We start from the raw sequence: 24958 nt of genomic DNA, 5'->3' as shown, positions 1-24958 counted from the left end.
CACGGGACTATTGAGGAGCTCGCATGACCAAACAAAACGCCTTTACCCGGGAAGACCTGCTGCGCTGTAGTCGTGGTGAGCTGTTCGGCCCGGGTAACGCGCAACTGCCCGCCCCGAACATGCTGATGGTCGATCGCATCACTCATATCAGCCCAGAGGGTGGCAAGTACGGCAAAGGTGAATTGGTCGCCGAGCTGGATATCACCCCGGACCTGTGGTTCTTCGCCTGCCACTTCGAAGGTGATCCGGTGATGCCGGGCTGCCTGGGCCTGGATGCCATGTGGCAACTGGTCGGCTTCTTCCTCGGCTGGCAAGGCCTGCCGGGCCGCGGTCGCGCCCTGGGTTCCGGCGAAGTGAAGTTCTTTGGTCAGGTGCTGCCGACCGCCAGTAAAGTCACCTATAACATTCATATCAAACGCGTCCTGAAGGGCAAACTGAACATGGCCATCGCCGATGGTTCGGTCAGTGTCGACGGCCGCGAAATCTACACCGCCGATGGCCTTCGGGTCGGCGTTTTCACCTCCACTGACAACTTCTAAGGGTTATCCGCATGCGCCGCGTCGTTATCACTGGTCTGGGCATCGTTTCGTGCCTGGGCAATGACAAAGAGACCGTCTCCGCTAACCTGCGTGCAAGCCGCCCTGGCATCCGGTTCAACCCGGAATATGCCGAAATGGGTCTGCGTAGCCAGGTTTCCGGCTCCATTGACCTTCCCCTCGAAGAACTGATCGATCGCAAGATCTATCGCTTCGTCGGCCACGCGGCGGCTTACGCCTACCTGGCCATGAAAGATGCCATCGCAGACTCCGGCCTGACCGAAGAGCAAGTCTCCAACCCGCGTACCGGCCTGATCGCCGGTTCCGGTGGCGCCTCCACGCTGAACCAGATGGAAGCGCTGGACATCCTGCGCGAGAAAGGCGTCAAGCGCGTCGGCCCATACCGTGTAACGCGGACCATGAGCAGCACCGTTTCCGCCTGCCTGGCCACCCCGTTCAAGATCAAGGGCCTGAACTACTCCATCGCGTCTGCCTGCGCCACCAGTGCTCACTGCATCGGTACCGCCATGGAACAGATCCAGATGGGCAAGCAGGACATCGTGTTCGCCGGCGGCGGTGAAGAGGAGCACTGGAGCCAGTCGTTCCTGTTCGACGCCATGGGCGCCCTGTCCAGCCAGTACAACGAAACCCCGGAAAAAGCTTCCCGTGCCTACGACGCCAAGCGTGACGGTTTCGTCATCGCCGGCGGTGGCGGCATGGTCGTGGTCGAAGAGCTGGAACACGCTCTGGCCCGCGGCGCGAAGATCTACGCGGAAATCGTTGGCTACGGCGCGACCTCCGACGGCTACGACATGGTCGCCCCAAGCGGCGAAGGCGCCATCCGCTGCATGCAGATGGCCATGTCCACCGTTGACGCACCGATCGACTACCTGAACACCCACGGCACCTCGACTCCGGTCGGCGACGTGATGGAAATGAAAGGTGTGCGTGAAGTGTTCGGCGACAACGCTCCGGCCATCAGCTCCACCAAGAGCCTGTCGGGTCACTCCCTGGGCGCCGCCGGCGTTCACGAAGCGATCTACTGCATGCTGATGATGGAAGGCAACTTCATGGCCGGTTCCGCCAACATCGACGAACTGGACCCGGAAGTGGCGGACATGCCGATCCTGACCAAGACTCGCGAAGACGCCACCATCAACACCGTGATGAGCAACAGCTTCGGCTTCGGCGGCACCAACGCCACGCTGGTACTGAAGCGCTGGCAGGGTAAGTAATACCCTACCTACGCCACACATAAAAACGCCCCGACTGGTTCGGGGCGTTTTTTTGTCTGTACATTGGCTCAGGGAATCGCTCTTCGTAGGAGCCAGGCGAAGCGCGTTCTGCATAATGGCTGGATTGAAAACGACAAACCCCGCATCGGCGGGGTTTGTCGTTTTTACAGCCGCTAACGGCTTACCACATCAGATCGTCAGGGATCTGATAGGCCGCGTACGGATCGTCTTCGGTACTGACTTCTTCAGTCTTCACATTCAGCTGCACGATGCGCTGGGGATCGCGCTCCTGAATCTTCAGGGCCGCTTCACGGGGGATCACTTCGTAACCGCCGGCGTGATGCACGATCGCCAGGGAACCGCTGCTGAGCTTGTTGCGCATCAGCGTGTTGACGGAGATGCGCTTGACCTTCTTGTCGTCGACGAAGTTGTAGTAGTCCTCGGTGGTCAGTTTGGGCAGACGCGAGACTTCGATCAATTGCTTGACCTGGGCGGCGCGGGCCTTCGCTTCGGCCTTCTCCTGCTGCTGACGGTTGAGTTCCTGGTCGCGCTTGACCTTCTCGGCCATGGCCTCCTGGGCTGCACGTTGCTGGGAGTCATCGAGTTCGATCTGGCCTTTGTGGGCCAGGCGCTGCTGTTTCTGTTTTTCTTTGCCGACCTGTTTGGCCTGCTTTTGGTTGACCAGCCCTGCTTTGAGCAACTGGTCGCGAAGGGAAAGGCTCATGGTGCTTACTCACTTAGGCAACAGCTCAGCCGCAGCTGGGCAAATTCTTTTCCTGACGTTTGGCTTCGCCCCATAAGGCGTCCAACTCTTCGAGGGTGCAATCTTCTATGGGACGGCGGGTGTCGCGCAATGCCTGTTCGATAAATCGGAAGCGTCTTTCAAATTTTGTGTTCGCGCCACGCAGTGCCGTTTCCGGGTCGACCTTGAGGTGTCGCGCCAGATTGACCACGGAAAACAGCAGGTCGCCGATTTCGTCGGCCACCGCTGCCGGATCGTTTTCGGACATGGCTTCGAGCACTTCATCGAGCTCTTCGCGCACCTTGTCGAGCACCGGCAAGGCGTCCGGCCAATCGAAACCGACCTGCCCTGCGCGCTTCTGCAGCTTTGCCGAACGGGACAGCGCCGGCAGCGCCGCGGGTACGTCGTCGAGCAAGGACAACTGCTGCGGCGCCGAAGACTTCTCGGCCCGTTCCTCAGCCTTGATCTCCTCCCAGCGTTGCTTGACCTGTTCTTCATTCAAACGCGGGATGTCCAGCGGCGCGTACAGGTCACCGGTGGGGAACACGTGAGGGTGACGGCGAATCAACTTGCGGGTGATGCTGTCGACTACGCCATCGAACTCGAAGCGCCCTTCTTCCCGGGCCAGTTGGCTGTAATAAACCACCTGGAACAACAAGTCGCCCAACTCACCCTGCAAGTGATCGAAGTCGCCGCGCTCGATGGCGTCGGCGACTTCGTAGGCTTCTTCCAGGGTGTGCGGGACGATGGTGGCGTAGGTTTGCTTGATGTCCCACGGGCAACCGTATTGCGGGTCGCGCAGGCGGTTCATCAGGTGCAATAGATCTTCAAGTGAATACATCTTTCATTAATCCCTACACACATCACTTGCAGGAGCGAGGCTTGCCCGCGAAGGCGTCGTGCCTGACACACCGCCTTCGCGGGCAAGCCTCGCTCCTACAAATCTCACCATCAATTTCCGTGAAGGTTTCTCACGGCGTGCGGTTACGGCGGGTTTCGATGATGTTCGGCAACTGGGAAATCCGCCCCAGCAACCGCCCCAGCGCATCCAGCCCCGGAATCTCGATGGTCAGGGACATCAAAGCGGTGTTGTCCTCTTTATTCGAGCGGGTGTTGACCGCCAGCACGTTGATCCGCTCGTTGAGCAGTACCTGCGACACGTCACGCAGCAGACCGGAGCGGTCGTAGGCGCGGATGATGATGTCCACCGGATAGGTGAGCACCGGCACCGGACCCCAGCTGACCTGGATGATCCGCTCCGGCTCGCGCCCGGCCAGTTGCAGCACCGAGGCGCAGTCCTGACGGTGAATGCTCACGCCACGGCCCTGGGTGATGTAACCGACGATGGCGTCCCCCGGCAACGGCTGGCAGCAGCCGGCCATCTGGGTCATCAGGTTGCCGACGCCCTGGATCTGGATGTCGCCGCGCTTGCCCGGTTTGTAGCCGGTGGCTTTGCGCGGGATCAGTTCCAGCTGTTCGTTGCCGCGTTCCGGCTCGACCAGTTGCTGCGCCAGGTTCACCAGTTGCGCCAGGCGCAAATCGCCCGCGCCCAAGGCGGCGAACATGTCCTCGGCGGTCTTCATGTTGGCCTTCTCGGCCAGCTTGTCGAAATCCACCTGCGGCAGGCCGAGGCGATTGAGTTCGCGCTCGAGCAAGGTTTTACCGGCCGCGACGTTCTGATCGCGGGCCTGCAATTTGAACCAGTGAACGATCTTGGCCCGCGCCCGCGAAGTGGTGACGTAACCCAGGTTCGGGTTCAGCCAGTCGCGGCTCGGGGTGCCGTGCTTGCTGGTGATGATCTCGACCTGCTCACCGGTTTGCAGGCTGTAGTTGAGCGGCACGATGCGCCCGTTGATCTTGGCGCCGCGGCAGTTGTGACCGATCTCGGTGTGCACGCGGTAGGCGAAGTCCAGCGGTGTCGCGCCCTTCGGCAAGTCGATGGCGTGACCGTCCGGGGTGAAGATGTAGACCCGGTCCGGCTCGATATCGACCCGCAGCTGTTCGGCAAGGCCGCCGATATCGCCCAGCTCTTCGTGCCACTCCAGGACCTGACGCAGCCAGGAGATTTTCTCTTCGTAGTGGTTCGAGCCTGACTTGACGTCGGTGCCCTTGTAACGCCAGTGCGCGCAAACACCCAGCTCGGCTTCTTCGTGCATGGCATGGGTGCGGATCTGCACTTCCAGCACCTTGCCTTCAGGACCGATCACCGCGGTGTGCAGCGAGCGATAGCCGTTCTCTTTCGGGTTGGCGATGTAGTCGTCGAACTCTTTCGGGATGTGCCGCCACAAAGTGTGGACGATGCCCAGCGCGGTGTAGCAGTCGCGCATTTCCGGCACCAGCACGCGAACGGCGCGCACGTCGTAGATCTGGCTGAATTCCAGACCCTTGCGCTGCATTTTGCGCCAGATCGAATAGATGTGTTTGGCCCGGCCGCTGATGTCGGCCTCAACGCCCGTGGCGTGCAATTCGTTTTTCAGCTGGGTCATCACATCGCTGATGAAACGCTCGCGATCCAGCCGTCGCTCGTGGAGCAACTTGGCGATCTGCTTGTACTGGTCGGGCTCCAGGTAACGGAAGGACAAGTCCTCCAGCTCCCACTTGATGTGACCGATACCAAGGCGGTGAGCCAGCGGCGCGTAGATGTCGAAGACTTCACGGGCGACGCGGTTGCGCTTCTCGTCATCGGCAGTTTTCACCGCACGGATCGCGCAGGTGCGTTCAGCCAGTTTGATCAGCGCGACGCGCACGTCGTCGACCATGGCCACGAGCATCTTGCGCAGGTTTTCCACCTGGCCTTGGGTGCCCATCACCATGGATTTACGCGGACTCAGACTGTCGCTGATCGCCGCCATGCGTTGCACGCCGTCAATCAGTTTGGCCACCACCGGGCCGAAGCGCTGGCTGACTGCCGGCAACTGGATCTGGCCTTCGCGCACGCCGCGGTACAAGACCGCCGCGACCAACGAATCCTGATCGAGTTTGAGGTCGGCGAGAATCTCGGCGATCTCAAGGCCCGTGCGGAAACTCGAGTTCCCTTCGGACCACAGATTCTTTGCCGCATTGGCTTGTTGTTCGGCCTCGCGAGCGAACTCGCAGGCCTCCTTCAAGGCTTCGCGATCCAGTGCCGTATCGATACTGACCGCGTGATCGAGCCAAGCCTCGAGATTGATACTGCCGTCTGTGTTGATCGGCTGGTGTGCTCTCACCTGTACCATCTTGCTTTACCTTCCCTACGACGCAGATTCAATGCGTCAAATCGCTGACCTTCATTGTCCGTACGCCCCGTCGGGCTGGGGCGCGGCGTTACGGACGGTCAGTCGGACCAGACGAGCCATCCTGGCTCGCTTCAAATAACGCCATGGCCTCGACATGCGCCGTCTGAGGAAACATATCGAGAATCCCGGCACGTTTTAACCGGTAGCCCTGCTTGATCAATTCGACCGTGTCGCGCGCCAGCGTTGCAGGGTTGCACGACACATACACCAATCGCTCGGCACCCAGGGACGCCAGCTTGCGCACCACCTCCAAAGCACCGTCGCGAGGTGGGTCCAAGAGTACCGCACAAAAGCCTTCACTGGCCCATTCGGCATCAGCCAAAGGCTGGGATAAATCGGCCTGAAAAAACTTCGCATTATTCAGATTGTTGCTAGCCGCGTTCGCAGCGGCCCGCTCGACCATGGCCTGCACGCCTTCCACCGCCACCACTTCGCGAACGGCTTTGGCCAGCGGCAAGGCAAAGTTGCCCAAGCCACAGAACAGATCCAGAACCCGCTCATCGGATTTCGGCGCCAACCACTCCAATGCCTGGGCGACCATCGCTTCGTTGACCCCGGCGTTGACCTGGATGAAGTCTCCCGGTCGATACGCCAGGTTCAAGTCCCACTGCTCAAGGCGATAACCCAGGGACTGATCGGCCTCGACCGGTTGCGGATCGCCGTTGCCATGCAACCACAGCTGGGCCTCATGGAACGCGCAGAATTCCTTGAGGATCGTCATGTCAGCTTCGGACAACGGCGCCATGTGCCGCAGCAACACCGCCAATGACGAACCGCTGAACAACTCCACATGCCCCAGCGCCTGAGGTTTGCTCAAACGCCGCAGCATGTCCGGCAAGCCGGTCATGATCGGTTGCAAGGGCTGTACCAGCACCGGGCATTCGTCGATGGCGACGATGTCCTGACTGCCGGCTGCGCGGAAGCCGACTTCGAGTTTTTTCGCTTTCATGTCCCAACGCACCGCCACTCGGGCGCGACGCCGGTAACCGAACTCCGGACCGCTCAACGGCGCTGCCCACTCATCAGGTTCGACACCGGCAACCCGCGACAATTGCTCGGCGAGCATGCGCTGTTTCAGGGCGAGCTGTTCGTTATGGGGCAGATGCTGCACGCTGCAACCACCGCAGCGGCCGGCATGGGCGCACGGCGCCGGGCGGCGCAGTTCACTGGTCTTGAACACCCGCTCGGTACGTGCCTCGACCACTTTGCCGTGGGCACCCAAGACCCGAGCCTCGACCTCTTCACCGGCCAATGCGCCGATGACGAACCAGGTGCGACCTTCAAAAAACGCGATACCGCGACCATCATTGGCCAGGCGCTCGATGGTCAAGCGCTGCTTTTTACCGGTCGGGACTTGCGGGGCCTTGCTGCCGCCCGTGGGCTGGAAGCGCAGGCCTCTCTCGTGTTTGGCCATCAGTTGGGCGCGTCGAAAATGCCGGTCGACAGGTAACGGTCGCCACGGTCGCAGATGATCGCGACGATCACCGCATTTTCAACTTCTTTGGACAGACGCAGCATCGCCGCCACAGCACCGCCCGAGGACACGCCGCAGAAGATGCCTTCTTCGCGGGCCAGACGACGGGTCACGTCTTCGGCTTCGCTTTGCGCCATGTCGACGATCCGGTCCACGCGATCGACCTGGTAGATCTTCGGCAGATATTCCTGCGGCCAGCGACGGATGCCCGGAATCGCCGAGCCTTCCATCGGTTGCAGGCCGATGATCTGCACGTTGTCGTTCTGTTCCTTGAGGTAGCGCGAGACGCCCATGATGGTGCCGGTGGTGCCCATCGAGCTGACGAAATGGGTGATGGTGCCCTGGGTCTGACGCCAGATTTCCGGGCCGGTGGTGGTGTAGTGCGCCTCGGGATTGTCGAAGTTGGCAAACTGGTCCAATACCTTGCCCTGGCCTTCGGCTTCCATTCGCTGGGCGAGGTCGCGCGCGCCTTCCATGCCTTCTTCCTGGCTGACCAGAATCAGCTCGGCGCCATAGGCCGTCATCGCGGCTTTGCGTTCGGCGCTGGAGTTGTCCGGCATGATCAGGATCATCTTGTAACCCTTGATCGCGGCGGCCATGGCCAGGGCGATCCCGGTGTTGCCCGAGGTCGCTTCGATCAGCGTATCGCCGGCGTGGATCTGCCCGCGCAACTCGGCGCGGGTGATCATCGACAGCGCCGGACGGTCCTTGACCGAACCCGCCGGGTTGTTCCCTTCGAGCTTGAGCAAAAGGGTGTTGCTGGTGACGCCAGGCAGGCGCTGCAAACGGACCAGCGGAGTGTTGCCGACGCAATCGGCGATGGTTGGGTACTGCAAGGTCATGGCGTATTCGCAATCCAGACTGCGGGGGCGACTATCATACCGGCAAACGTGCGCAGGCCATATCACGCAAAGTAAGGGACTTATGGCTTATGGGAATAAGGCTGGTTTTATGGTGGATGTGAGGGGCCTCTTCGCGGGCAAGCCCGCGATGGCGTCATCAGCCAATAAAGCCACTCGGCCATGTTGAAGGGATTGCCTGGCCAGGGGCAACCCAAGGTTCGCTCCCCGGACCAAAAGCATGGAACCGACCGACGAATGACGACATCAATTTTACGAAGAATGCCCGCCTGCAAATCGCTACACTGCGCAAGTGGCGCGTGCCGGACGCATGTGCAGGTCAATAAACAGCTGGATGCGGGAGAGATGCGTGCTCAAAAAACTGGGAATTAAAGGCCGCGTGCTGTTGCTGACCCTGTTGCCGACCACCCTGATGGCGTTGGTCCTGGGCGGTTATTTCACCTGGACGCAGCAATCGGACCTGCAAGCCCAACTCATGCAGCGCGGCGAAATGATCGCCGAACAGCTGGCGCCGCTGGTGGCCCCGGCCATGGGTCGCCAAGACAACGACCTGCTGGAGCGCATCGCCACCCAGTCCCTGGAACAGACCGACGTGCGCGCGGTGACCTTCCTCGCCCCCGACCGCACGACGCTGGCCCATGCCGGCCCGACCATGCTCAATCAGGCGCCCCTGGGCAACGGTTCACAGCTGCTGCGCCGCAGTGGCAATGACGCCACGCGTTATCTGCTGCCGGTGTTCGGCAAACACCGCAACCTGGCCGGCGACCTGATCCCCGATGAAGCCGACCGCCTGCTGGGCTGGGTCGAACTCGAGCTGTCCCATAATGGCATGTTGCTGCGCGGTTACCGCAGTCTGTTCGCCAGCCTGCTGCTGATCGGCGGGGGGCTGGCCGGTGCGGCGCTGCTGGCGTTGCGTATGGGCCGGACCATCAACCGGCCGTTGAGCCAGATCCAACAAGCCGTGGCACAACTCAAGGACGGCCATCTGGAAACCCGCCTGCCGCCCCTCGGCAGCCAGGAACTGGATGAACTGGCGTCCGGCATCAACCGAATGGCCGGGACCCTGCAGAACGCACAGGAAGAATTGCAAAACAGCGTCGACCAGGCCACCGAAGACGTGCGCCAGAACCTGGAAACCATCGAGATCCAGAACATCGAGCTGGACCTGGCGCGCAAGGAAGCCCTGGAAGCGAGCCGGATCAAATCCGAGTTCCTGGCCAACATGAGCCATGAAATCCGCACACCGCTTAACGGCATTCTCGGTTTCACGCATTTGCTGCAAAAAAGCGAACTGACACCGCGCCAGCTCGACTACCTGGGCACCATCGAAAAGTCCGCCGACAGCTTGCTGGGGATCATCAACGAGATTCTCGACTTCTCGAAAATCGAGGCCGGCAAACTGGTGCTCGACCATATTCCGTTCAACCTGCGCGACCTGCTGCAAGACACCTTGAACATCCTCGCCCCGGCCGCCCACGCCAAAGAGCTTGAGCTGGTGAGCCTGGTTTATCGCGATACGCCACTGTCGCTGGTGGGCGATCCGCTGCGACTCAAGCAGATTCTCACCAACCTTGTGAGCAACGCGATCAAGTTCACCCGCGAAGGCACCATCGTCGCCCGGGCAATGCTTGAAGAAGAGCATGAAGACAGCGTGCAACTGCGCATCAGCATTCAGGACACCGGCATCGGTCTGTCGAATCAGGACGTGCGCGCCTTGTTCCAGGCCTTCAGCCAGGCGGATAACTCGTTGTCCCGGCAACCCGGCGGCACGGGCCTTGGGCTGGTGATTTCCAAACGCCTGATCGAACAAATGGGCGGCGAAATCGGCGTCGAAAGCACACCGGGCGAAGGCTCGGAATTCTGGATCAGCCTGAGCCTGCCCAAAACCCGCGACGACGCCGAAGACCTGCCCGGCCCACCGCTGCTCGGGCAACGGGTGGCGGTGCTGGAAAACCATGAACTGGCCCGTCAGGCCTTACAGCATCAACTGGAGGATTGCGGCCTGGCCGTCACGCCGTTCAATACCCTGGAAAGCCTGGCCAATGGCGTGACCGGCGCCCATCAGACCGATCAGGCGATCGGTCTGGCAGTGCTCGGCATCACCAGCAACGACATGCCGCCGGAGCGCCTCAACCAGCATATCTGGGACCTTGAACACCTGGGCTGCCGAGTGTTGGTGCTGTGCCCGACCACTGAACTGACGCTGTTCCACCTCTCGGTGCCCAACCCCCACAGCCAGCTCCAGTCCAAACCGGCCTGCACCCGCAAGCTGCGTCGGGCCCTGTCCGATCTGGTCAATCCGCGCCAGCAACGCAGCGACCCCGCCGAACCGGTCTCCAGCCGTGCGCCGAAAGTCCTTTGTGTCGACGACAACCCGGCCAATCTGCTGCTGGTGCAAACCCTGCTCGAAGACATGGGCGCCAAGGTGCTCGCGGTGGAAAGCGGTTACGCCGCGATCAAGGCCGTGCAGAACGAGACCTTCGACCTGGTGCTGATGGACGTGCAGATGCCCGGCATGGATGGGCGCCAAAGCACCGAAGCGATTCGCCAGTGGGAAAGCGAGCGCCATTGCACGCCACTGCCGGTCGTTGCCCTCACCGCCCACGCGATGGCCAATGAAAAACGCGCGTTGCTGCAAAGCGGCATGGACGACTACCTGACCAAACCCATCAGCGAACGGCAACTGGCGCAGGTGGTGTTGAAATGGACCGGCCTGGCGCTGCGCAACCTGGGGCCGGAACGCTCCAGCGAAAGCAACGGCAGTCATGAGCTGCAGGTACTCGATCACGATGAAGGCCTGCGCCTGGCGGCCGGCAAGGCCGATCTGGCGGCGGACATGCTGGCCATGTTGCTGGCGTCCCTGGAAGCCGACCGCGAGGCCATCCGCGTGGCCCGTGAAGCCAGCGACCAGAATGCCCTGATCGAGCGGGTCCATCGCCTGCATGGCGCCACCCGTTATTGCGGCGTCCCGCAACTGCGTGCCGCCTGCCAGCGCAGCGAAACCCTGCTCAAGCAACAGGACCCCAAAGCCAGCGGCGCGCTGGAAGAACTCGAGCGAGCCATCAATCGCCTGGCAGCCCAGGCACGCATCAATGCCTGATGCAGCGCAATAACGCCGAGCGCCCTGAAGGCTAAGCTCAATCCTGTAGCAGCTGCCGAAGGCTGCGTCCGGCGGCGCAGCCGTCGTGAAATCAGGCACTGCGGTCTTTCAGGTAAACCGCGGATGCAGGTTTTACGACGGCTTCGCCGCCGAACGCAGCCTTCGGCAGCTGCTACGGGGTTTGAGATTTCCAGGAGGACAGCATGCGCACGATTCTTTTCAGCAGTCAGACTTACGACCGCGACAGTTTTCTCGCCGCCGACCTGCCCGCCGGCATCGAGCTGCATTTCCAGCCAGCGCGACTGAGCCTCGACACCGCGACGCTGGCCGAGCATCACGAGGTGGTCTGCGCCTTCATCAATGATGACCTCAGCGCCCCGGTGCTCGAACGCCTGGCGGCAGGCGGTACACGGCTGATCGCCCTGCGTTCGGCCGGTTACAACCATGTCGACCTGACAGTGGCCAAGCGCTTGGGGCTGGCGGTTGTGCGGGTTCCGGCCTACTCGCCCCACGCCGTGGCCGAACATGCGGTGGCGCTGATCCTGGCGCTCAACCGCCGCCTGCACCGCGCCTACAACCGTACCCGCGAGGGCGATTTCAGCCTGCATGGGCTGACCGGTTTCGATCTGGTGGGCAAGACCGTCGGCGTGGTCGGCACCGGGCAGATTGGCGCGACCTTCGCAAAAATCATGAACGGCTTCGGCTGCCGGCTGCTGGCCTATGACCCCTATCCGAACCCGCAAGTCGAAGCTCTCGGCGCGCGCTACCTGAGCTTGCCGCAACTGCTGGCCGAGTCGCAGATCATCAGCCTGCATTGCCCGCTCAACGAGCAGAGCAAACATTTGATCAACCGCGAGTCACTGGCGCACATGCAGCCCGGCGCGATGCTGATCAACACCGGGCGCGGCGGTCTGGTGGACACGCCGGCGCTGATCGATGCGTTGAAAAATGGCCAATTGGGCTATCTGGGGCTGGATGTCTATGAAGAAGAAGCGCAGCTGTTCTTCGAGGACCGCTCCGACCTGCCGCTGCAGGACGATGTGCTGGCGCGCCTGCTGACCTTTCCGAACGTGATCGTCACCGCGCACCAGGCCTTCCTGACCCGCGAAGCCCTGGGCGCGATTGCCGCGACCACGTTGCAGAACATCGCAGCCTGGGCGGCCGGGTTGCCTCAGAATCAGGTCGAGGGCGGTTGAACCTGATCGAAGGTCACCAGCCCGCGCCATGCTGCGTTCATGCCCGTGCTAGCATATCGCGCATATTTGGAGGACCCATGGTCGAACACGATTTCCGCTACAGCCTGATGAACCCGCAACACACCCTCACAGAATGCCGCGCCCTGGTGCCGGGGCGTTATCAAGTCACCGGCAACGGCGGCTCGATTCGTAATAACGACGTGCTGGTAGTGACCCTCAAAGGCAGCAAGGACTTGTCCATGCGCCTGACCGTCGAAACCGTTCGCCACCTGATCAACCCGCCCGGCCAATGGGTCGCGGTGGCCAGTGGTCCGGTGTTCGGCGAATTGGCGATCCACACCTGGCAAGTCAACTGCGACAGCTGCGCCAAAGAGCTGAACTTCGAGTTCGCGGTCGACGCCAAGCTGGGCAGCAAGGCCGAAAAACCAGCCGCCACCGCGCGGATTGCCGAACTGGGCTGGACCGCTGTCGGCGAGAAACACCTGTGCCCGAAATGCCGGGAGCCTGCGTGATGAAACGCCTTGCTCTGACCGCGATGGTTGGCGCCAGCCTGCTGGGCTGCGCCGCCGAGCCGGTGAAGTTGCAACAGAACCGCAGTTACATCCTGGAGTGGATCGGCGAACGTCCACTGATGGATTACAGCCACCTGACCATCACCCTCGGTGACGACGGTCGGGCCTACGGCAACGGCGGCTGCAACCACTGGTTCGCGCCGTATGCCCTGGAAGGCGAAAAGCTGAGCTTCGGCAAGATCGGCAGCACCCGCAAACTCTGCGCGCCGGCGTTGATGGAGCAGGAAAAACGCTTTCTGCAAGCACTGGAAAACGTCCAGCGTTGGGACGTCTCGCCGATCGACCAGATGCGCTTCTGGCCGGCCGAGGGCAAGCCGTTGCGCTGGTGGCTTGAAGAGGGTTGAGCTTCCCGCCCCGATCGTTCCCGCGCTCTGCGTGGGAATGCATCCAGTGACGCTCTGCGTCACAGGGACGCGGAGCGTCCCGGGCGGCATTCCCACGCAGAGCGTGGGAACGATCAGCGGATCAGTTGACCGCCTGCAACGCCTCAAGCTTCGCCATTACCCCCGCCGCCGTCTGTTCGCCCATCAACTGTTCCCGCACCTTGCCCTTGTCATCGATGATGTAAGTCACCGGCAGCGCTTCACTGCGCGGCAGTTCGAAAAGGTCGGCCGGGTCCTGGGCCAGCACAGTGAACGCGATCCCCAGTTTCTCGCTGGCGCTTTTCAGCTCTTCGCCTTGCACATTGTCGAAGTTGACTCCGAATACACCGATTTTCTTGCCCTTGAGCTGCTCGGCCAGGGCATTCAATTGCGGGATCTCGGTGCGGCACGGGCCACACCATTCGGCCCAGTAATTGAGCACCAGCCATTGTTTATCCAGACGCTCGGCGGCGACTTTGCGACCATTCTGGTCGATGCCATAGTCATTGCCGCAGCCCCCCAGCAATAACGTCCCCATGATCGCCAATGCCGCTGCCAGTCGCCTTGTCATGTCTCAATCCTTGTCAAAAATGGAATGCACCTGCGACCCATCGCCTCCCAAGGTTCTGGATTACGCGCCGCACAGTTAGAATAGCCGCCACTTTACGCAATAAGCGACCCGCCCATGACCGATCTGACGCTTTATCACAACCCGCGCTGCTCGAAATCCCGCGGTGCGCTCGAACTGCTCGAAGCCCGTGGCCTGACGCCAACGGTAGTCCGCTACCTGGAAACCCCGCTGGACGCCGCGCAAATCCAGAGCCTGCTGAGCAAACTCGGCATCAGCGCCCGGCAATTGCTGCGCACCGGCGAGGACGAATACAAAGCCCTCAACCTGGCCGACAGCAGCCTGAGCGAGGCGCAATTGATCGCCGCCATCGCTGCAAACCCGAAACTCATGGAGCGACCGATTCTCGAAATCGGCGACAAAGCCATCATCGGCCGTCCGCCGGAGAAGGTACTGGAGTTGTTGCCGTGAGCGCGCCATATATTCTGGTGCTGTATTACAGCCGCAGCGGCTCGACCAATGAAATGGCCCGGCAGATTGCCCGTGGCGTCGAACAGGCCGGCCTTGAAGCCCGGTTGCGCACGGTGCCGGCGATCTCCAGCGAATGCGAAGCCGTGGCGCCGGACATTCCCGATGAAGGCGCGCTGTACGCCAGCCTCGATGATTTGAAGAACTGCGCCGGCCTGGCCCTGGGCAGCCCGACCCGCTTCGGCAACATGGCCGCGCCGCTCAAGTATTTCCTCGACGGCACCAGCAACCTGTGGCTCACCGGCGCCCTGGTGGGCAAACCGGCTGGGGTCTTCACCTCGACCGCAAGCCTGCACGGCGGCCAGGAAACCACGCTGCTGTCGATGATGCTGCCGTTGCTGCACCACGGCATGCTCATCACCGGCCTGCCTTACAGCGAGTCAGCGCTGCTGGAAACCCAGGGCGGCGGCACGCCTTATGGCGCCAGCCATCACGCAGGGGCCGATGGTAAAAGTGGCCTGGACGAGCACGAAGTGGCGCTGTGCCGCGCACTGGGTATGCGTCTGGCCAAGACTGCACAGAAACTGGAGGGCTGAGGGTGGCCAAGAAGCCAAAAATCCTGCCCGCCATCGAATGGCTCGAACCGCGAGTACGGGCGATGCGCGTCATCAGCCTGCTGTGCTTTTTCGGCCTGGCGGGACTGCTCTGTGCCTATTACCTGATGTTCGCCGACCTGCACGGCGCTCGGCCATGGGTGATTCTGCTGATCGAACTGGTGCCCCTGCTGTTGCTGGCGCCGGGGATGATCGTCGGCAGCGCCCGTGGGCATTCGTGGATGTGTTTTGTGGTGAACCTGTATTTCATCAAAGGCGCACTGGCCGCGTATGACCCGAACCGGCAGCTGTTCGGCTTGCTGGAGATGGGCGCGAGCCTGGCGGTGTTCTGCTCGGCGTTGCTGTATGTACGGTGGCGGTATCAGTTGAACCGCAAGTTGGCGGGCGAAGGCCAGACCTCCGCCGCCTGATAGCCCCACAGTGATCGTTCCCACGCGGAGCATGGGAACGATCATCTTCGTCAGTGATTGACTGTGTACGCGAGCATCATCGAAATCTGGCTCATCGGCCGTCCACCGCTCTCTTCATGCCACTGGTTGAACGCATTCTGCACCGTGGCCAGGTCCCGCAAACTGCTCGGCACCTTGTCGACGATCTGCTGCGCATTCAGCGCCGCCACCACGTCGTAGCTCGGCACGAAGGTGTCCTTGCCGACCATTCGCAAGAAGCGCGGCGCCGATAAGCCGCCCAACTGATGGCCGTGTTTTTTCAGGTAGGTCCACAAACCGACGATATCGGTCACCGGCCAGTCAGCGAGCAACGCGCCAAAGCTGCCCTTCTCATGGGCCACGTCCAGAATGAACTGTGCGTTGCGCGGTACGCTCTTGAGCTTGCCCAGGTGGCGGATGATCCGCGTATCCTGCATCAAGCGCTCCAGATGCTCGGCGCTCATCAGCACGACTTTTTCCGGGTCGAACTGGAAGAACACCTCTTCGAACGCCGGCCACTTGGCATCCACCAGGCTGTGCTTGAGCCCGGCACGAAACACCCGCAATGCCATGGTTGAGAGGTAGCGGTCGTCGCTGATCTTGCGCAATTGCGCCGGGGTCTTGGGAACCGGCAGATGGGCTTCCAGTTCAGCCGCCGAACCGAAGCGGTTCAGACAGTATTCGTGCAGCCACTTGTAATCGCGCATGCCCTCTCCTATGGGATGAAATGAAAACGGCGCCCGCGAGCGCCGTGTGTCTGAGTTATTTGAACCGTCAGAGGTTCACCACATTGACGAACCGCGAAGCGGCGGTTTCGTCGATCTTGAGGTTGGTGAAATCGAACAGGTTGCGGTCCGCCAATTGCGACGGAATAACGTTCTGCAAGCTGCGGAAAATGCTCTCGGTACGGCCCGGCGTCTTGCGCTCCCACTCCTGCAGCATCTCTTTAACCACCTGGCGTTGCAGGTTTTCCTGGGAGCCGCAAAGGTTGCACGGAATGATCGGGAATTGCTTGAGGTCGGAGTAGGCCTGGATGTCTTTTTCGTTGCAGTAGGCCAGCGGGCGGATCACCACGTTGCGCCCGTCGTCGGCGCGCAGTTTTGGCGGCATGGCCTTGAGCGAGCCGTTGAAGAACATGTTCAGGAAGAACGTCTCGACGATGTCGTCGCGGTGGTGACCAAGGGCCATTTTGGTCGCGCCGATCTCATCGGCAAAGGTGTAGAGCGTGCCGCGACGCAGGCGCGAGCACAGCGAGCAAGTGGTCTTGCCTTCCGGAATCAGCTCCTTGACCACCGAGTAGGTGTCTTTCTCAACGATGTGGTACTCGATGCCCAGTTCTTTCAGGTACGCCGGCAGCACGTGCTCGGGAAAGCCTGGCTGCTTCTGGTCCATGTTCACGGCGACGATCTCGAACTTGATCGGGGCGACCTTCTGCAAATGCATCAGCACGTCGAGCATGGTGTAGCTGTCCTTGCCACCGGACAGGCAGACCATGACCTTGTCGCCGTCTTCAATCATGTTGAAATCGGCGACAGCCTCACCGGCCTGGCGGCGAAGGCGCTTTTGCAGTTTGTTCTGGTTGACCGTAAGAGTGCCCATGACGCGAAATCCGTGAGGTGTGACGAAAGGCCGGCATTTTACGCAAAAACCCGTCGAGGGCGAAGCACCCTGACGGATCTGCGATCTTCAGCCATTTCAGCACCGCCGAAGATCAGGTTCCCAATGCATTTGCGCGATTAACGGTGTGTTTTACAGCGCGATTTGCTCTAAGCCCCCTGCACTATTGCCAGTAACTCCTTTCTATACTGCGACATAAGGTCGCACGCTTATTCAGACCTGTTCTTACTTGGCCACTTTGGCCCGTAAGCGCTCCGCTGGGGGGCGATGGCAACAACAAGAGGAGTGACTGGCATGATCCATCACGTAGTGGGGCTCTTCACCCACCCTGACCAGGAATGGAAAGAAATCCGTGGCGACCAGGAAGAAAGCATCAGCCACATGTACCTGACGCACACCCTGATTCTGGCGGCGATCCCCGCCGTATCGGCGTTTATTGGCACTACGCAAGTCGGCTGGGTCATCGGTAATCGAGCGCCGGTCATGCTGACCATGGAAAGCGCGCTATGGATGACCATCATGTCGTACCTGGCGATGCTCGGCGGTGTCGCGGTGATGGGCGCGTTCATCCACTGGATGGCCCGCACCTATGACGCCAACCCGAGCCTGGCACGCTGTATCGCATTCGCCACGTACACCGCCACCCCACTGTTCATCGGCGGCCTGGCGGCGCTGTACCCGCACTTGTGGCTGGGGATGATCGTCGGCACTGCGGCCGTCTGTTACACGGTGTACCTACTATATGTGGGCCTGCCGACCTTCATGAACATTCCATCGGACGAGGGATTCCTGTTTTCGAGCTCGGTGCTCGCCGTTGGACTGGTGGTGCTGGTGGCCATCATGGCGTTCACCGTGATTGTCTGGGGCCTGGGCGTGGGACCCGTCTATACCAACTGACCACTGACCACTCGGATAAAAAACACGATCCGCAATACAGGCCGCCGCAAGGCGGCCTTCTAATGCGAGCAACGACCATTCAGCGCCTGAGCGATTCGCAAGCCTGCGGGGTTGCGGCATACTCGACATCCTTGGAGATCCATCAAGCATGCCCGAGCAACTCAATACCCGCGTCGAAGACTGTTTCCTGCAAGCCGAATCCTTTTTTAAACGATCTTTCAAACGCCCCGTGGTGAGCCTCAAGCTGCGGGGGCAAAAAGCCGGTGTCGCGCATTTGCACGAGAACCTGCTGCGTTTCAATCCGCAGCTGTACCGGGAAAACACCGAAGACTTCCTCAAGCAGACCGTGGCGCATGAAGTCGCGCACCTGATCGCTCATCAACTGTTCGGTGACCGCATCCAGCCTCACGGTGAAGAGTGGCAACTGATCATGCGCGGTGTTTACGAACTGCCGCCCAACCGCTGCCACACCTATGACGTCAAACGCCGCAGCGTGACCCGCTACATCTACAAATGCCCGTGCGCCGACAGCGATTTCCCGTTTTCAGCCCAGCGACATAGCCTGGTGCGCCAAGGGCGACGGTATTTGTGCCGGCGCTGCCGCAGTACGTTGGTGTTCAGTGGGGAGATGCGGGTCGAATAACCCATGATCGTTCCCACGCTCCGCGTGGGAATGCATCCCGTGACGCTCTGCGTCACAGTGGACGCGGAGCGTCCATGGCGGCATTCCCACGCGGAGCATGGGAACGATCAATCAACTCACTACTTTCGCCATACGCAACTCTTCGATCCGCTCAGCACTAAACCCCAGCTCCCTCAACACCTGATCTGTATGCTGCCCCAGCCGGACGCCAACGTGCCGAGGTTCAGGCAACCCTGCCGAGAACTTCAAGGGACAAGCCATCTGCGCCTGAGCCGTCCCATCGCCCCGAGGTACCTGCGCCACCAATTCCCGTGCCTGCAACTGCGGGTGCCGAAGCGCTTCGCCCAGACTCAACACCGGCTCAACACACGCATCGACCCCGGCAAACAGCTCACACAACCGGGCAAAGTCATGTTTCTCGAATTCAACCTTCAACGCTTCCTTGAGTGCCTGTTGCCGGGCCGGTTCGGGCGCCAACCCTTGGGCCGCCAGTTCCGGCCGGCCCAGCGCCGTGCACAGTTGCTGCATGAACACCGGCTCCAGACTGCCCACCGACAACCAGCGTCCATCGCGCGAGCGGTAGTAGTCATAGAAACTGCCACCATTGAGCATCTGCTCTTCCCTGCCCGGCTCCACGCCACAGGCCAGATACCCGGCACCGGCCATGGCGTTCAGGCTGAAGGCGCAGTCGGTCATGCTCACATCCAGATGCTGCCCCTGCCCGGTCTGCTGCCGCGCAATCACCGCCGCCAACAACCCGATCACCCCGTGCAACGAGCCGCCCGCGATGTCCGCCACCTGCACACCCAATGGCAACGGTCCGCTGTCGGCCCGGCCGGTGTAGCTCGAAAGCCCGGCCAGCGCCAGGTAGTTGATGTCATGGCCGGCGCGGTCCTTGTAAGGGCCGGTCTGGCCGTAGCCGGTGATCGACACATAAATCAGCCGCGGGTTGATCGCTTTCAAGGCTTCATACCCAAGGCCCAGCCGCTCCATCACGCCGGGACGGAACTGCTCCAGCACGATGTCGTAGTCCTGTAGTAACGACTTGATCACCTCCAGCGCCTCGGGCTGTTTGAGGTCCAGCGCCAGGCTGCGTTTGTTGCGATTGAGATACGCGTGGCTGGCCGACACGCCTTGATCGTGGGGCGGCAACACCCGCAGCAGGTCCATGCGAGTCGGCGATTCGATGCGCAGCACCTCGGCGCCCATGTCCGCCAGCAGCAACGAGGCGAACGGCCCCGGCAACAATGTCGAGAAATCCAGAACCTTGAGTGATGCCAGTGGACCGAGCATGAGCGTTCTCCAGTGCAATCCCCCAAGCCTAGGCAGCCCCGGACATTGCAGCAATCACCTTATCTGCCTGCGGCGGTGACCTTTGCGCTCAAATCCCGGCCATGAAAAAACCCGCCGAAGCGGGTTTTCTCAGTGCAGCGGGGGCGTTTACTTGACGCTGGCTGGGCCTTCGGCCACACCCAGGTCGTCCACTTCACGATCGTCGGAGATACCGCGACCGCCGGAAGCCAGCTCGGTCTGCAGGGTGTCTTCGTCCAGCTCTTTGACCCACTTGGCAACCACGAGGGTGGCCACGGCGTTGCCCACCAGGTTGGTCAGGGCGCGGGCTTCGGACATGAAGCGGTCGATACCCAGGATCAGCGCCAGACCGGCCACCGGCAGAGTACCTACAGCCGACAGGGTGGCCGCCAGCACGATGAAGCCACTGCCGGTCACACCGGCCGCACCTTTGGAAGACAGCAGCAGCACCAGCAGCAAGGTGATCTGGTGAGTGAGATCCATCGGGGTGTCGGTTGCCTGAGCGATGAACACAGCGGCCATGGTCAGGTAGATCGAAGTACCGTCCAGGTTGAACGAGTAGCCGGTCGGAATCACCAGACCCACAACCGATTTCTGCGCACCCAGGCGTTCCATCTTGATCAGCATGCGTGGCAGGGCGGATTCCGAAGAGGAAGTACCCAGTACGATCAGCAGCTCTTCACGGATGTAGCGAACCAGTTTCAGCACGCTGAAGCCGTGTGCGCGGCAGATCGCGCCCAGTACAACGACCACGAACAGGATGCAGGTGATGTAGAAGCAGATCATCAGCTGACCGAGTTGCACCAGCGAACCGACACCGTAGGCACCGATGGTGAAGGCCATCGCACCGAAGGCACCGACTGGCGCCAGCTTCATGATCATGTTGATGATGTTGAACATCACATGGGCGAAACGATCGATGAAGTCCAACACCGGCTTGCCGTAGGCACCCAGGCGATGCAGGGCGAAACCGAAGATCACCGAGAACATCAGCACTTGCAGGATGTCGCCGTTGGCGAAAGCACCGACGATGGTGTTAGGGATCACGTTGAGGATAAAGCCGATGATGCTCTGGTCTTTACCGGCCGAGATGAAGCCAGCGATTTTGCTGGTGTCCAGGGTCGATACATCGATGTGCATGCCGACGCCCGGTTGCACGACGTTGACCACGACCAGACCAATCAGCAGGGCAATGGTGGAGACGATTTCGAAGTACAGCAGCGCATAACCGCCGGTCTTGCCGACCGACTTCATGTTCTGCATGCCGGCGATACCACTGACGACGGTACAGAAGATGATCGGAGCGATGACCATTTTGATCAGTTTGATGAACCCGTCACCCAGCGGCTTGAGGGCTACACCGGTCTGCGGGTAGAAGTGACCGAGCAGGATGCCGATAGCGATGGCAACGATCACCTGGAAGTACAGGGATTTATACAGCGGCTGACGAGTCGTCATTGCAAAGTTCCTCAAGAGTGCCCCAGTAACAACATCCATCTGTTGTCCCTGACACCTCATTTGCGAACCCTCCTGCACTGGAGGGATTTGTTTTGTCGAGCTGCCCTGACGGCAGACCTCTGCGGCTTGTATTGCAGGGCCCGTGCCACATTCACTAAAAAGCCTGCCAACCTTGTGACATCAAGGGTTGCAGGTTTTTTTTCGTCACCGGCCGGTTACAACGAGGTGGCGGATTTCCGCCCATCCGCCAAACCTCGTCCTGCAATTTGGCGGATATCCGCCTTGTTCATCCTCGACAGGCACCGCTACCATCCATTGCTCAGTGGACGGACCTGCCCTCTATGCGTGAACGCACCATCGCCAGCCATTTCGCCCGTGCCGCCCTCGGTGGCGCGCGTCGGCGCGGGTATGACTACTCGAGCCTGCTGCAGCAACTGGGGATCAGCCCCGAGTTGCTGGAAGAGCCCCGGGCGCGAATCGCGCCTGAACAATTCACCCGATTGATCCAGGGGCTATGGCTGGCCCTGGACGACGAATACCTGGGCTTCGGGCAGGCGCCGAGCAAACCCGGCAGTTTCGCCATGATGTGCCACGCGGTGATCCACTGCCGCAATCTGGAGAAAGCGCTCAATCGCGGCTTGCTGTTTTACAGCCTGTTCCCCGGAGCACCGCGCCTGACCCTGAGCCGCGAAGGCGACCTGATTCGCCTGAGCCTGGACGATGCGCCGCTGTGGGACCCGGACCATTTCCTCAGCGAAAGCCTGCTGGTGATCTGGCATCGGTTCGGCAGTTGGCTGATCGGCCAGCGCATTCGTCTGGAGCAGGCCACGTTCAGCTACCCGAGGCCCGAACACGGCGCCGAATACGATTTGCTGTTTTCCTGTCCGCTGGGCTTTTCCACAACAAAGAGCACTTGCGCTCAGAGCAGCCTGCTGTTTCACAGTCGCTACCTGAACATGCCGCTGTTGCAGGACGAGCGAACCCTCAAGCACTTTCTCGAGCGCTCCCCCGCCGACCTGCTATCGCGCCCCGACGAAGGCGACAGCCTGAGCAGCCAGCTGCGGCGCCTGCTCAGCCGCGACAGCGCGCGCTGGCCGGACCTGGAAGCCGTGGCCGCGCACCTGCACATCAGCCCGCAAACCTTGCGCCGGCATTTGCGCGAAGAAGGCACGAGTTTTCAGGAGTTGAAGGACCAGTTGCGGCGGGACATCGCGATTTATCACCTGGGGCGTGCGGATCTGTCGTTGCAACAGATTGCCGAGCAGTTGGGATTTTCCGAGCCTTCGGCGTTTCATCGGGCGTTCAAGAAGTGGACGGGGTTGACGCCGGGGGCCTATCGGGCGCAGGAGCTTTAAAACCGATCGATGATCGTTCCCACGCTCTGCGTGGGAATGCCTCAACGGACGCTCTGCGTTCGGCTTTAGAAGGTGGGACGCGGAGCGTCCCGGGCTGCATTCCCACGCAGAGCGTGGGAACGATCGTCACCCAGGGTCAAACCACCGGAAAATGAATCCTGAACGCCGCCCCGCCCATCGGCGAATCTCCGAGCGTCAGCCTGGCGCTGTAACTCTCAATGATGTCCTTGACCACCGCCAAGCCAATCCCCTGCCCCGGATGCTGGCGATCGAGCCGCTCGCCACGCTCAAGAATCCGCGCGCGTTGGTCCGGTGGCACACCCGGCCCATCATCCTCGACACACAACTCAGTCCCGCTGAGGGTTTCGCGCACGCTGATGCGCACTTCGCCGAGGCACAGGCGATAGGCGTTTTCCAGCAGGTTGCCCATCATTTCCAGCAAGGCGCCCTGCTCGATCGGCACGTAGCACTGATCCGGCAAATCGAACGCAACCCGCACGGATTTGTCGCGGTAGACCTTGTCCAGGGTGTCGCAGAGGCTTTGCAGCACTGGCCGCAGGCGTACCTGATGACGCACCAGGCCGCTTTTGCGCAGGCTGGCCCGTTGCAGTTGATAGCTGATTTGCTGGCTCATGCGTTCAATCTGGGTTTGCAGCACCCAGGCCTGATCGCGCTCTTGCGGCTTTTGCGCCATGTCTTCGCTGACCCCTTGCAACACCGCCAGCGGGGTTTTCAGGCTATGGGCCAGGTCGTCGAGGGAGTCGCGATAACGGCTGCGCTGTTCACGTTCGCTGTGCAGCAAGCGGTTGAGCGAGCCGGTCAGGCGCAGCAGTTCGCGCGGGTGTTGTTCGCTGAGGCTTTCGCGGGTGCCGCTTTCGATCTGGTCCAGCTCCTGGCTCAGCCGACGCAACGCCTGCAAACCCCAGGTCAGACCGATCCACAGCAAGGCGAGCAACACCAGCAGGGCTGCGCCAAATCCCAGATAGAGATTTTCCCGCAGGCCTTCGAGGGTGGTTTCGTATTCGCGCACCGGTTGCAGCGCGACGATGCTGAACGCCGCGCTTTTGCCGCCCAGCAGTTTGACCTCGACGTCATAGACGAAGAATTCATCGCCACTGGCCTGGCGAATCCGCGCGAACTCGTTACCGCGTCCGTCGTAACGCGGTTTGTAGTTGATGTTCTCTTCCTGGGTGGCCTTCGAGCGCCAGACCAGATGACCTTCGCGATCATAGATGTAGCCGAGCAAACGGCTGTCGCTGAGGTTGAAGCGCTCATCGGGCAACTGCGCCGGCATCTGCAAGCGGTTGTTATCCACCCGGGCAGCGGAGATCAGCGTGGTGACGTCCGACGCCAGGCGCTGCTCGATGGAGTCCTGCAACGCCAAGCTGAACGCGCCCTGCATCGCCGGCAGCAACGCCAGCATGAACAACACCGCCAGGATGGTGGCGGCGAGCATCAAGCGGACACGAAGGGAACGAATCAAGTGCAGCGCTCATTGAACAGGTAGCCGAGGCCACGCACGGTGTCGATCGGCTTGAACCCGGCCGGGCCTTCGAGTTTGCGCCGCAGGCGGCCGACCAGCACCTCGATCACATTCGGATCGCGCTCGTCGTCATCCGGGTAGAGCTGCTCCATCAAGCGGTCCTTGGCCACCACTTGCTGGTGATGGCGCATCAGGTATTCGAGGATCCGGTATTCGTAGGCGGTCAGCGCCAGCGGCTGGTCATCGAGGGACGCCTGTTTGCGGTTGAGGTCCAGCAGCAAGGGACCGGCGACGATGGTCGACTGGGTGAAACCGCTGGAGCGGCGCAGCAAGGCATTGAGCCGGGCGTCCAGCTCTTCGAACTGGAACGGCTTGACCACGTAGTCGTCGGCCCCGGCGGCGAGGCCTTCGACCTTGTCCTGCCAGTTGCCGCGCGCGGTGAGGATCAGGATCGGAAACGTCTTGCCCTGGGAGCGCAGTTGACGAATCAGGTCGAGCCCACCCATGCCCGGCAGACCGAGGTCGATCACCGCCAGGTCATGGTTGAACTGCCCGGCCTGATGCAACGCATCGATGGCGTTGGCCACCGACTCGACCACATGGCCGCTGTCCGTCAAACGGGTTTGCAGGTGATGGCGCAACAGCGCTTCATCTTCGACGACCAGCAATTTCATAGGGCTCTCCGGGGCAAATCACGAAATCCGTGTAGGAGCGGGCTTGCCCGCGAAGACGGCGGTACAGTCAACATTGATATTGCCTGACAC

General features: G+C 61.2%; 24 protein-coding genes. 12 read left to right on the top strand and 12 right to left on the bottom strand.

Annotated features, from left to right (window positions below):
- Positions 1-23: 23 nt before the first annotated feature.
- Complete coding sequence (gene fabA / locus HCU66_RS03240; protein ID WP_205887135.1) at positions 24-539, top strand: 3-hydroxyacyl-[acyl-carrier-protein] dehydratase FabA; 516 nt, start codon at positions 24-26, stop codon at positions 537-539.
- An 11-nt stretch (positions 540-550) separates the two neighbouring features.
- Positions 551-1771: a beta-ketoacyl-ACP synthase I gene (gene fabB / locus HCU66_RS03235; protein WP_007937568.1), complete on the top strand. Its 1221-nt coding sequence runs from the start codon at positions 551-553 to the stop codon at positions 1769-1771.
- Between the two features lie 181 nt (positions 1772-1952).
- Here the strand turns inward: fabB and HCU66_RS03230 are convergent, their stop codons facing one another.
- The 5 genes from HCU66_RS03230 to cysM all read right to left on the bottom strand — a co-directional run bounded on the left by HCU66_RS03230 (position 1953) and on the right by cysM (position 8104).
- Positions 1953-2495 carry a DUF2058 domain-containing protein gene (locus tag HCU66_RS03230; protein WP_008074959.1) on the bottom strand — a complete coding sequence of 181 codons (543 nt, stop codon included), beginning with the start codon at positions 2493-2495 and terminating at the stop codon, positions 1953-1955.
- A 25-nt stretch (positions 2496-2520) separates the two neighbouring features.
- Complete coding sequence (gene mazG, locus HCU66_RS03225; protein WP_205887134.1) at positions 2521-3354, bottom strand: nucleoside triphosphate pyrophosphohydrolase; 834 nt, start codon at positions 3352-3354, stop codon at positions 2521-2523.
- A 130-nt stretch (positions 3355-3484) separates the two neighbouring features.
- A complete protein-coding gene (gene relA, locus HCU66_RS03220) occupies positions 3485-5728 on the bottom strand; it encodes a GTP diphosphokinase (protein ID WP_205887133.1) in 2244 nt (747 codons plus the stop codon).
- An 88-nt stretch (positions 5729-5816) separates the two neighbouring features.
- Positions 5817-7202 carry a 23S rRNA (uracil(1939)-C(5))-methyltransferase RlmD gene (gene rlmD / locus HCU66_RS03215; RefSeq protein WP_205887132.1) on the bottom strand — a complete coding sequence of 462 codons (1386 nt, stop codon included), beginning with the start codon at positions 7200-7202 and terminating at the stop codon, positions 5817-5819.
- Positions 7202-8104, bottom strand: coding sequence for a cysteine synthase CysM (gene cysM, locus HCU66_RS03210; RefSeq protein ID WP_205887131.1), 903 nt, complete (start codon positions 8102-8104; stop codon positions 7202-7204). The genes rlmD and cysM overlap by 1 nt, the downstream gene beginning before the upstream one ends.
- Before the next feature lie 367 nt (positions 8105-8471).
- Here cysM and HCU66_RS03205 point away from each other — a divergent pair, with 367 nt between their 5' ends.
- The 4 genes from HCU66_RS03205 (at position 8472) to HCU66_RS03190 (ending at position 13334) form a co-directional block, all read left to right on the top strand.
- A complete protein-coding gene (locus tag HCU66_RS03205; protein WP_205887130.1) occupies positions 8472-11222 on the top strand; it encodes a response regulator in 2751 nt (916 codons plus the stop codon).
- Between the two features lie 203 nt (positions 11223-11425).
- Positions 11426-12418, top strand: coding sequence for a 2-hydroxyacid dehydrogenase (locus HCU66_RS03200; RefSeq protein ID WP_205887129.1), 993 nt, complete (start codon positions 11426-11428; stop codon positions 12416-12418).
- A 77-nt stretch (positions 12419-12495) separates the two neighbouring features.
- A complete protein-coding gene (locus HCU66_RS03195) occupies positions 12496-12930 on the top strand; it encodes a hypothetical protein (RefSeq protein WP_205887128.1) in 435 nt (144 codons plus the stop codon).
- Positions 12930-13334 (top strand): META domain-containing protein, encoded by a 405-nt coding sequence (locus HCU66_RS03190; RefSeq protein WP_205887127.1) that lies wholly within the window; start codon positions 12930-12932, stop codon positions 13332-13334. The genes HCU66_RS03195 and HCU66_RS03190 overlap by 1 nt, the downstream gene beginning before the upstream one ends.
- A gap of 121 nt (positions 13335-13455) precedes the next feature.
- Here the strand turns inward: HCU66_RS03190 and HCU66_RS03185 are convergent, their stop codons facing one another.
- A complete protein-coding gene (locus HCU66_RS03185) occupies positions 13456-13923 on the bottom strand; it encodes a TlpA family protein disulfide reductase (protein ID WP_205887126.1) in 468 nt (155 codons plus the stop codon).
- A 114-nt stretch (positions 13924-14037) separates the two neighbouring features.
- On the opposite strand from HCU66_RS03185, the gene arsC reads away from it, so the two are divergent.
- From arsC to HCU66_RS03170, 3 genes are read left to right on the top strand one after another with little or no spacing between them, the layout of a single operon-like run.
- Positions 14038-14391 carry an arsenate reductase (glutaredoxin) gene (gene arsC, locus HCU66_RS03180; protein WP_205887125.1) on the top strand — a complete coding sequence of 118 codons (354 nt, stop codon included), beginning with the start codon at positions 14038-14040 and terminating at the stop codon, positions 14389-14391.
- Positions 14388-14984, top strand: a complete 597-nt coding sequence (wrbA, locus tag HCU66_RS03175; RefSeq protein WP_205887124.1) for an NAD(P)H:quinone oxidoreductase — start codon at positions 14388-14390, stop codon at positions 14982-14984. The genes arsC and wrbA overlap by 4 nt, the downstream gene beginning before the upstream one ends.
- Positions 14985-14986: 2 nt before the next feature.
- Positions 14987-15412: a DUF2069 domain-containing protein gene (locus HCU66_RS03170; RefSeq protein WP_205887123.1), complete on the top strand. Its 426-nt coding sequence runs from the start codon at positions 14987-14989 to the stop codon at positions 15410-15412.
- A 50-nt stretch (positions 15413-15462) separates the two neighbouring features.
- Here the strand turns inward: HCU66_RS03170 and HCU66_RS03165 are convergent, their stop codons facing one another.
- Together HCU66_RS03165 and ttcA are read right to left on the bottom strand one after the other, a co-directional pair.
- Positions 15463-16137 carry a DNA-3-methyladenine glycosylase I gene (locus HCU66_RS03165; protein ID WP_205887122.1) on the bottom strand — a complete coding sequence of 225 codons (675 nt, stop codon included), beginning with the start codon at positions 16135-16137 and terminating at the stop codon, positions 15463-15465.
- A 67-nt stretch (positions 16138-16204) separates the two neighbouring features.
- Positions 16205-17029, bottom strand: coding sequence for a tRNA 2-thiocytidine(32) synthetase TtcA (gene ttcA / locus HCU66_RS03160; RefSeq protein ID WP_205887121.1), 825 nt, complete (start codon positions 17027-17029; stop codon positions 16205-16207).
- 312 nt (positions 17030-17341) lie between these two features.
- Between ttcA and HCU66_RS03155 the strand changes: the two genes are divergently transcribed.
- Together HCU66_RS03155 and HCU66_RS03150 are read left to right on the top strand one after the other, a co-directional pair.
- A complete protein-coding gene (locus HCU66_RS03155) occupies positions 17342-17944 on the top strand; it encodes a Yip1 family protein (protein ID WP_205887120.1) in 603 nt (200 codons plus the stop codon).
- A 148-nt stretch (positions 17945-18092) separates the two neighbouring features.
- Positions 18093-18587 carry a SprT family zinc-dependent metalloprotease gene (locus HCU66_RS03150; protein ID WP_205887119.1) on the top strand — a complete coding sequence of 165 codons (495 nt, stop codon included), beginning with the start codon at positions 18093-18095 and terminating at the stop codon, positions 18585-18587.
- A gap of 111 nt (positions 18588-18698) precedes the next feature.
- On the opposite strand, the gene HCU66_RS03145 is transcribed toward HCU66_RS03150, so the two are convergent.
- Positions 18699-19880, bottom strand: a complete 1182-nt coding sequence (locus HCU66_RS03145; RefSeq protein ID WP_205887118.1) for a CaiB/BaiF CoA transferase family protein — start codon at positions 19878-19880, stop codon at positions 18699-18701.
- Between the two features lie 147 nt (positions 19881-20027).
- Positions 20028-21356, bottom strand: a complete 1329-nt coding sequence (locus HCU66_RS03140; RefSeq protein ID WP_205887117.1) for a dicarboxylate/amino acid:cation symporter — start codon at positions 21354-21356, stop codon at positions 20028-20030.
- Between the two features lie 341 nt (positions 21357-21697).
- On the opposite strand from HCU66_RS03140, the gene HCU66_RS03135 reads away from it, so the two are divergent.
- Complete coding sequence (locus HCU66_RS03135) at positions 21698-22711, top strand: AraC family transcriptional regulator (RefSeq protein ID WP_205887116.1); 1014 nt, start codon at positions 21698-21700, stop codon at positions 22709-22711.
- A 136-nt stretch (positions 22712-22847) separates the two neighbouring features.
- Here HCU66_RS03135 and HCU66_RS03130 read toward each other — a convergent pair whose 3' ends face one another.
- Both HCU66_RS03130 and HCU66_RS03125 read right to left on the bottom strand, forming a co-directional pair.
- Positions 22848-24194: an ATP-binding protein gene (locus HCU66_RS03130; protein ID WP_205887115.1), complete on the bottom strand. Its 1347-nt coding sequence runs from the start codon at positions 24192-24194 to the stop codon at positions 22848-22850.
- Positions 24191-24868 (bottom strand): response regulator transcription factor, encoded by a 678-nt coding sequence (locus HCU66_RS03125; RefSeq protein WP_205887114.1) that lies wholly within the window; start codon positions 24866-24868, stop codon positions 24191-24193. The genes HCU66_RS03130 and HCU66_RS03125 overlap by 4 nt, the downstream gene beginning before the upstream one ends.
- Positions 24869-24958: the final 90 nt, after the last annotated feature.

Origin of the sequence: Pseudomonas frederiksbergensis, from assembly GCF_017114915.1 — a bacterium.
Classification (GTDB): Bacteria; Pseudomonadota; Gammaproteobacteria; order Pseudomonadales; family Pseudomonadaceae; genus Aquipseudomonas; species Aquipseudomonas frederiksbergensis_I.
This window is presented reverse-complemented; position numbering and strand designations above follow the sequence as displayed.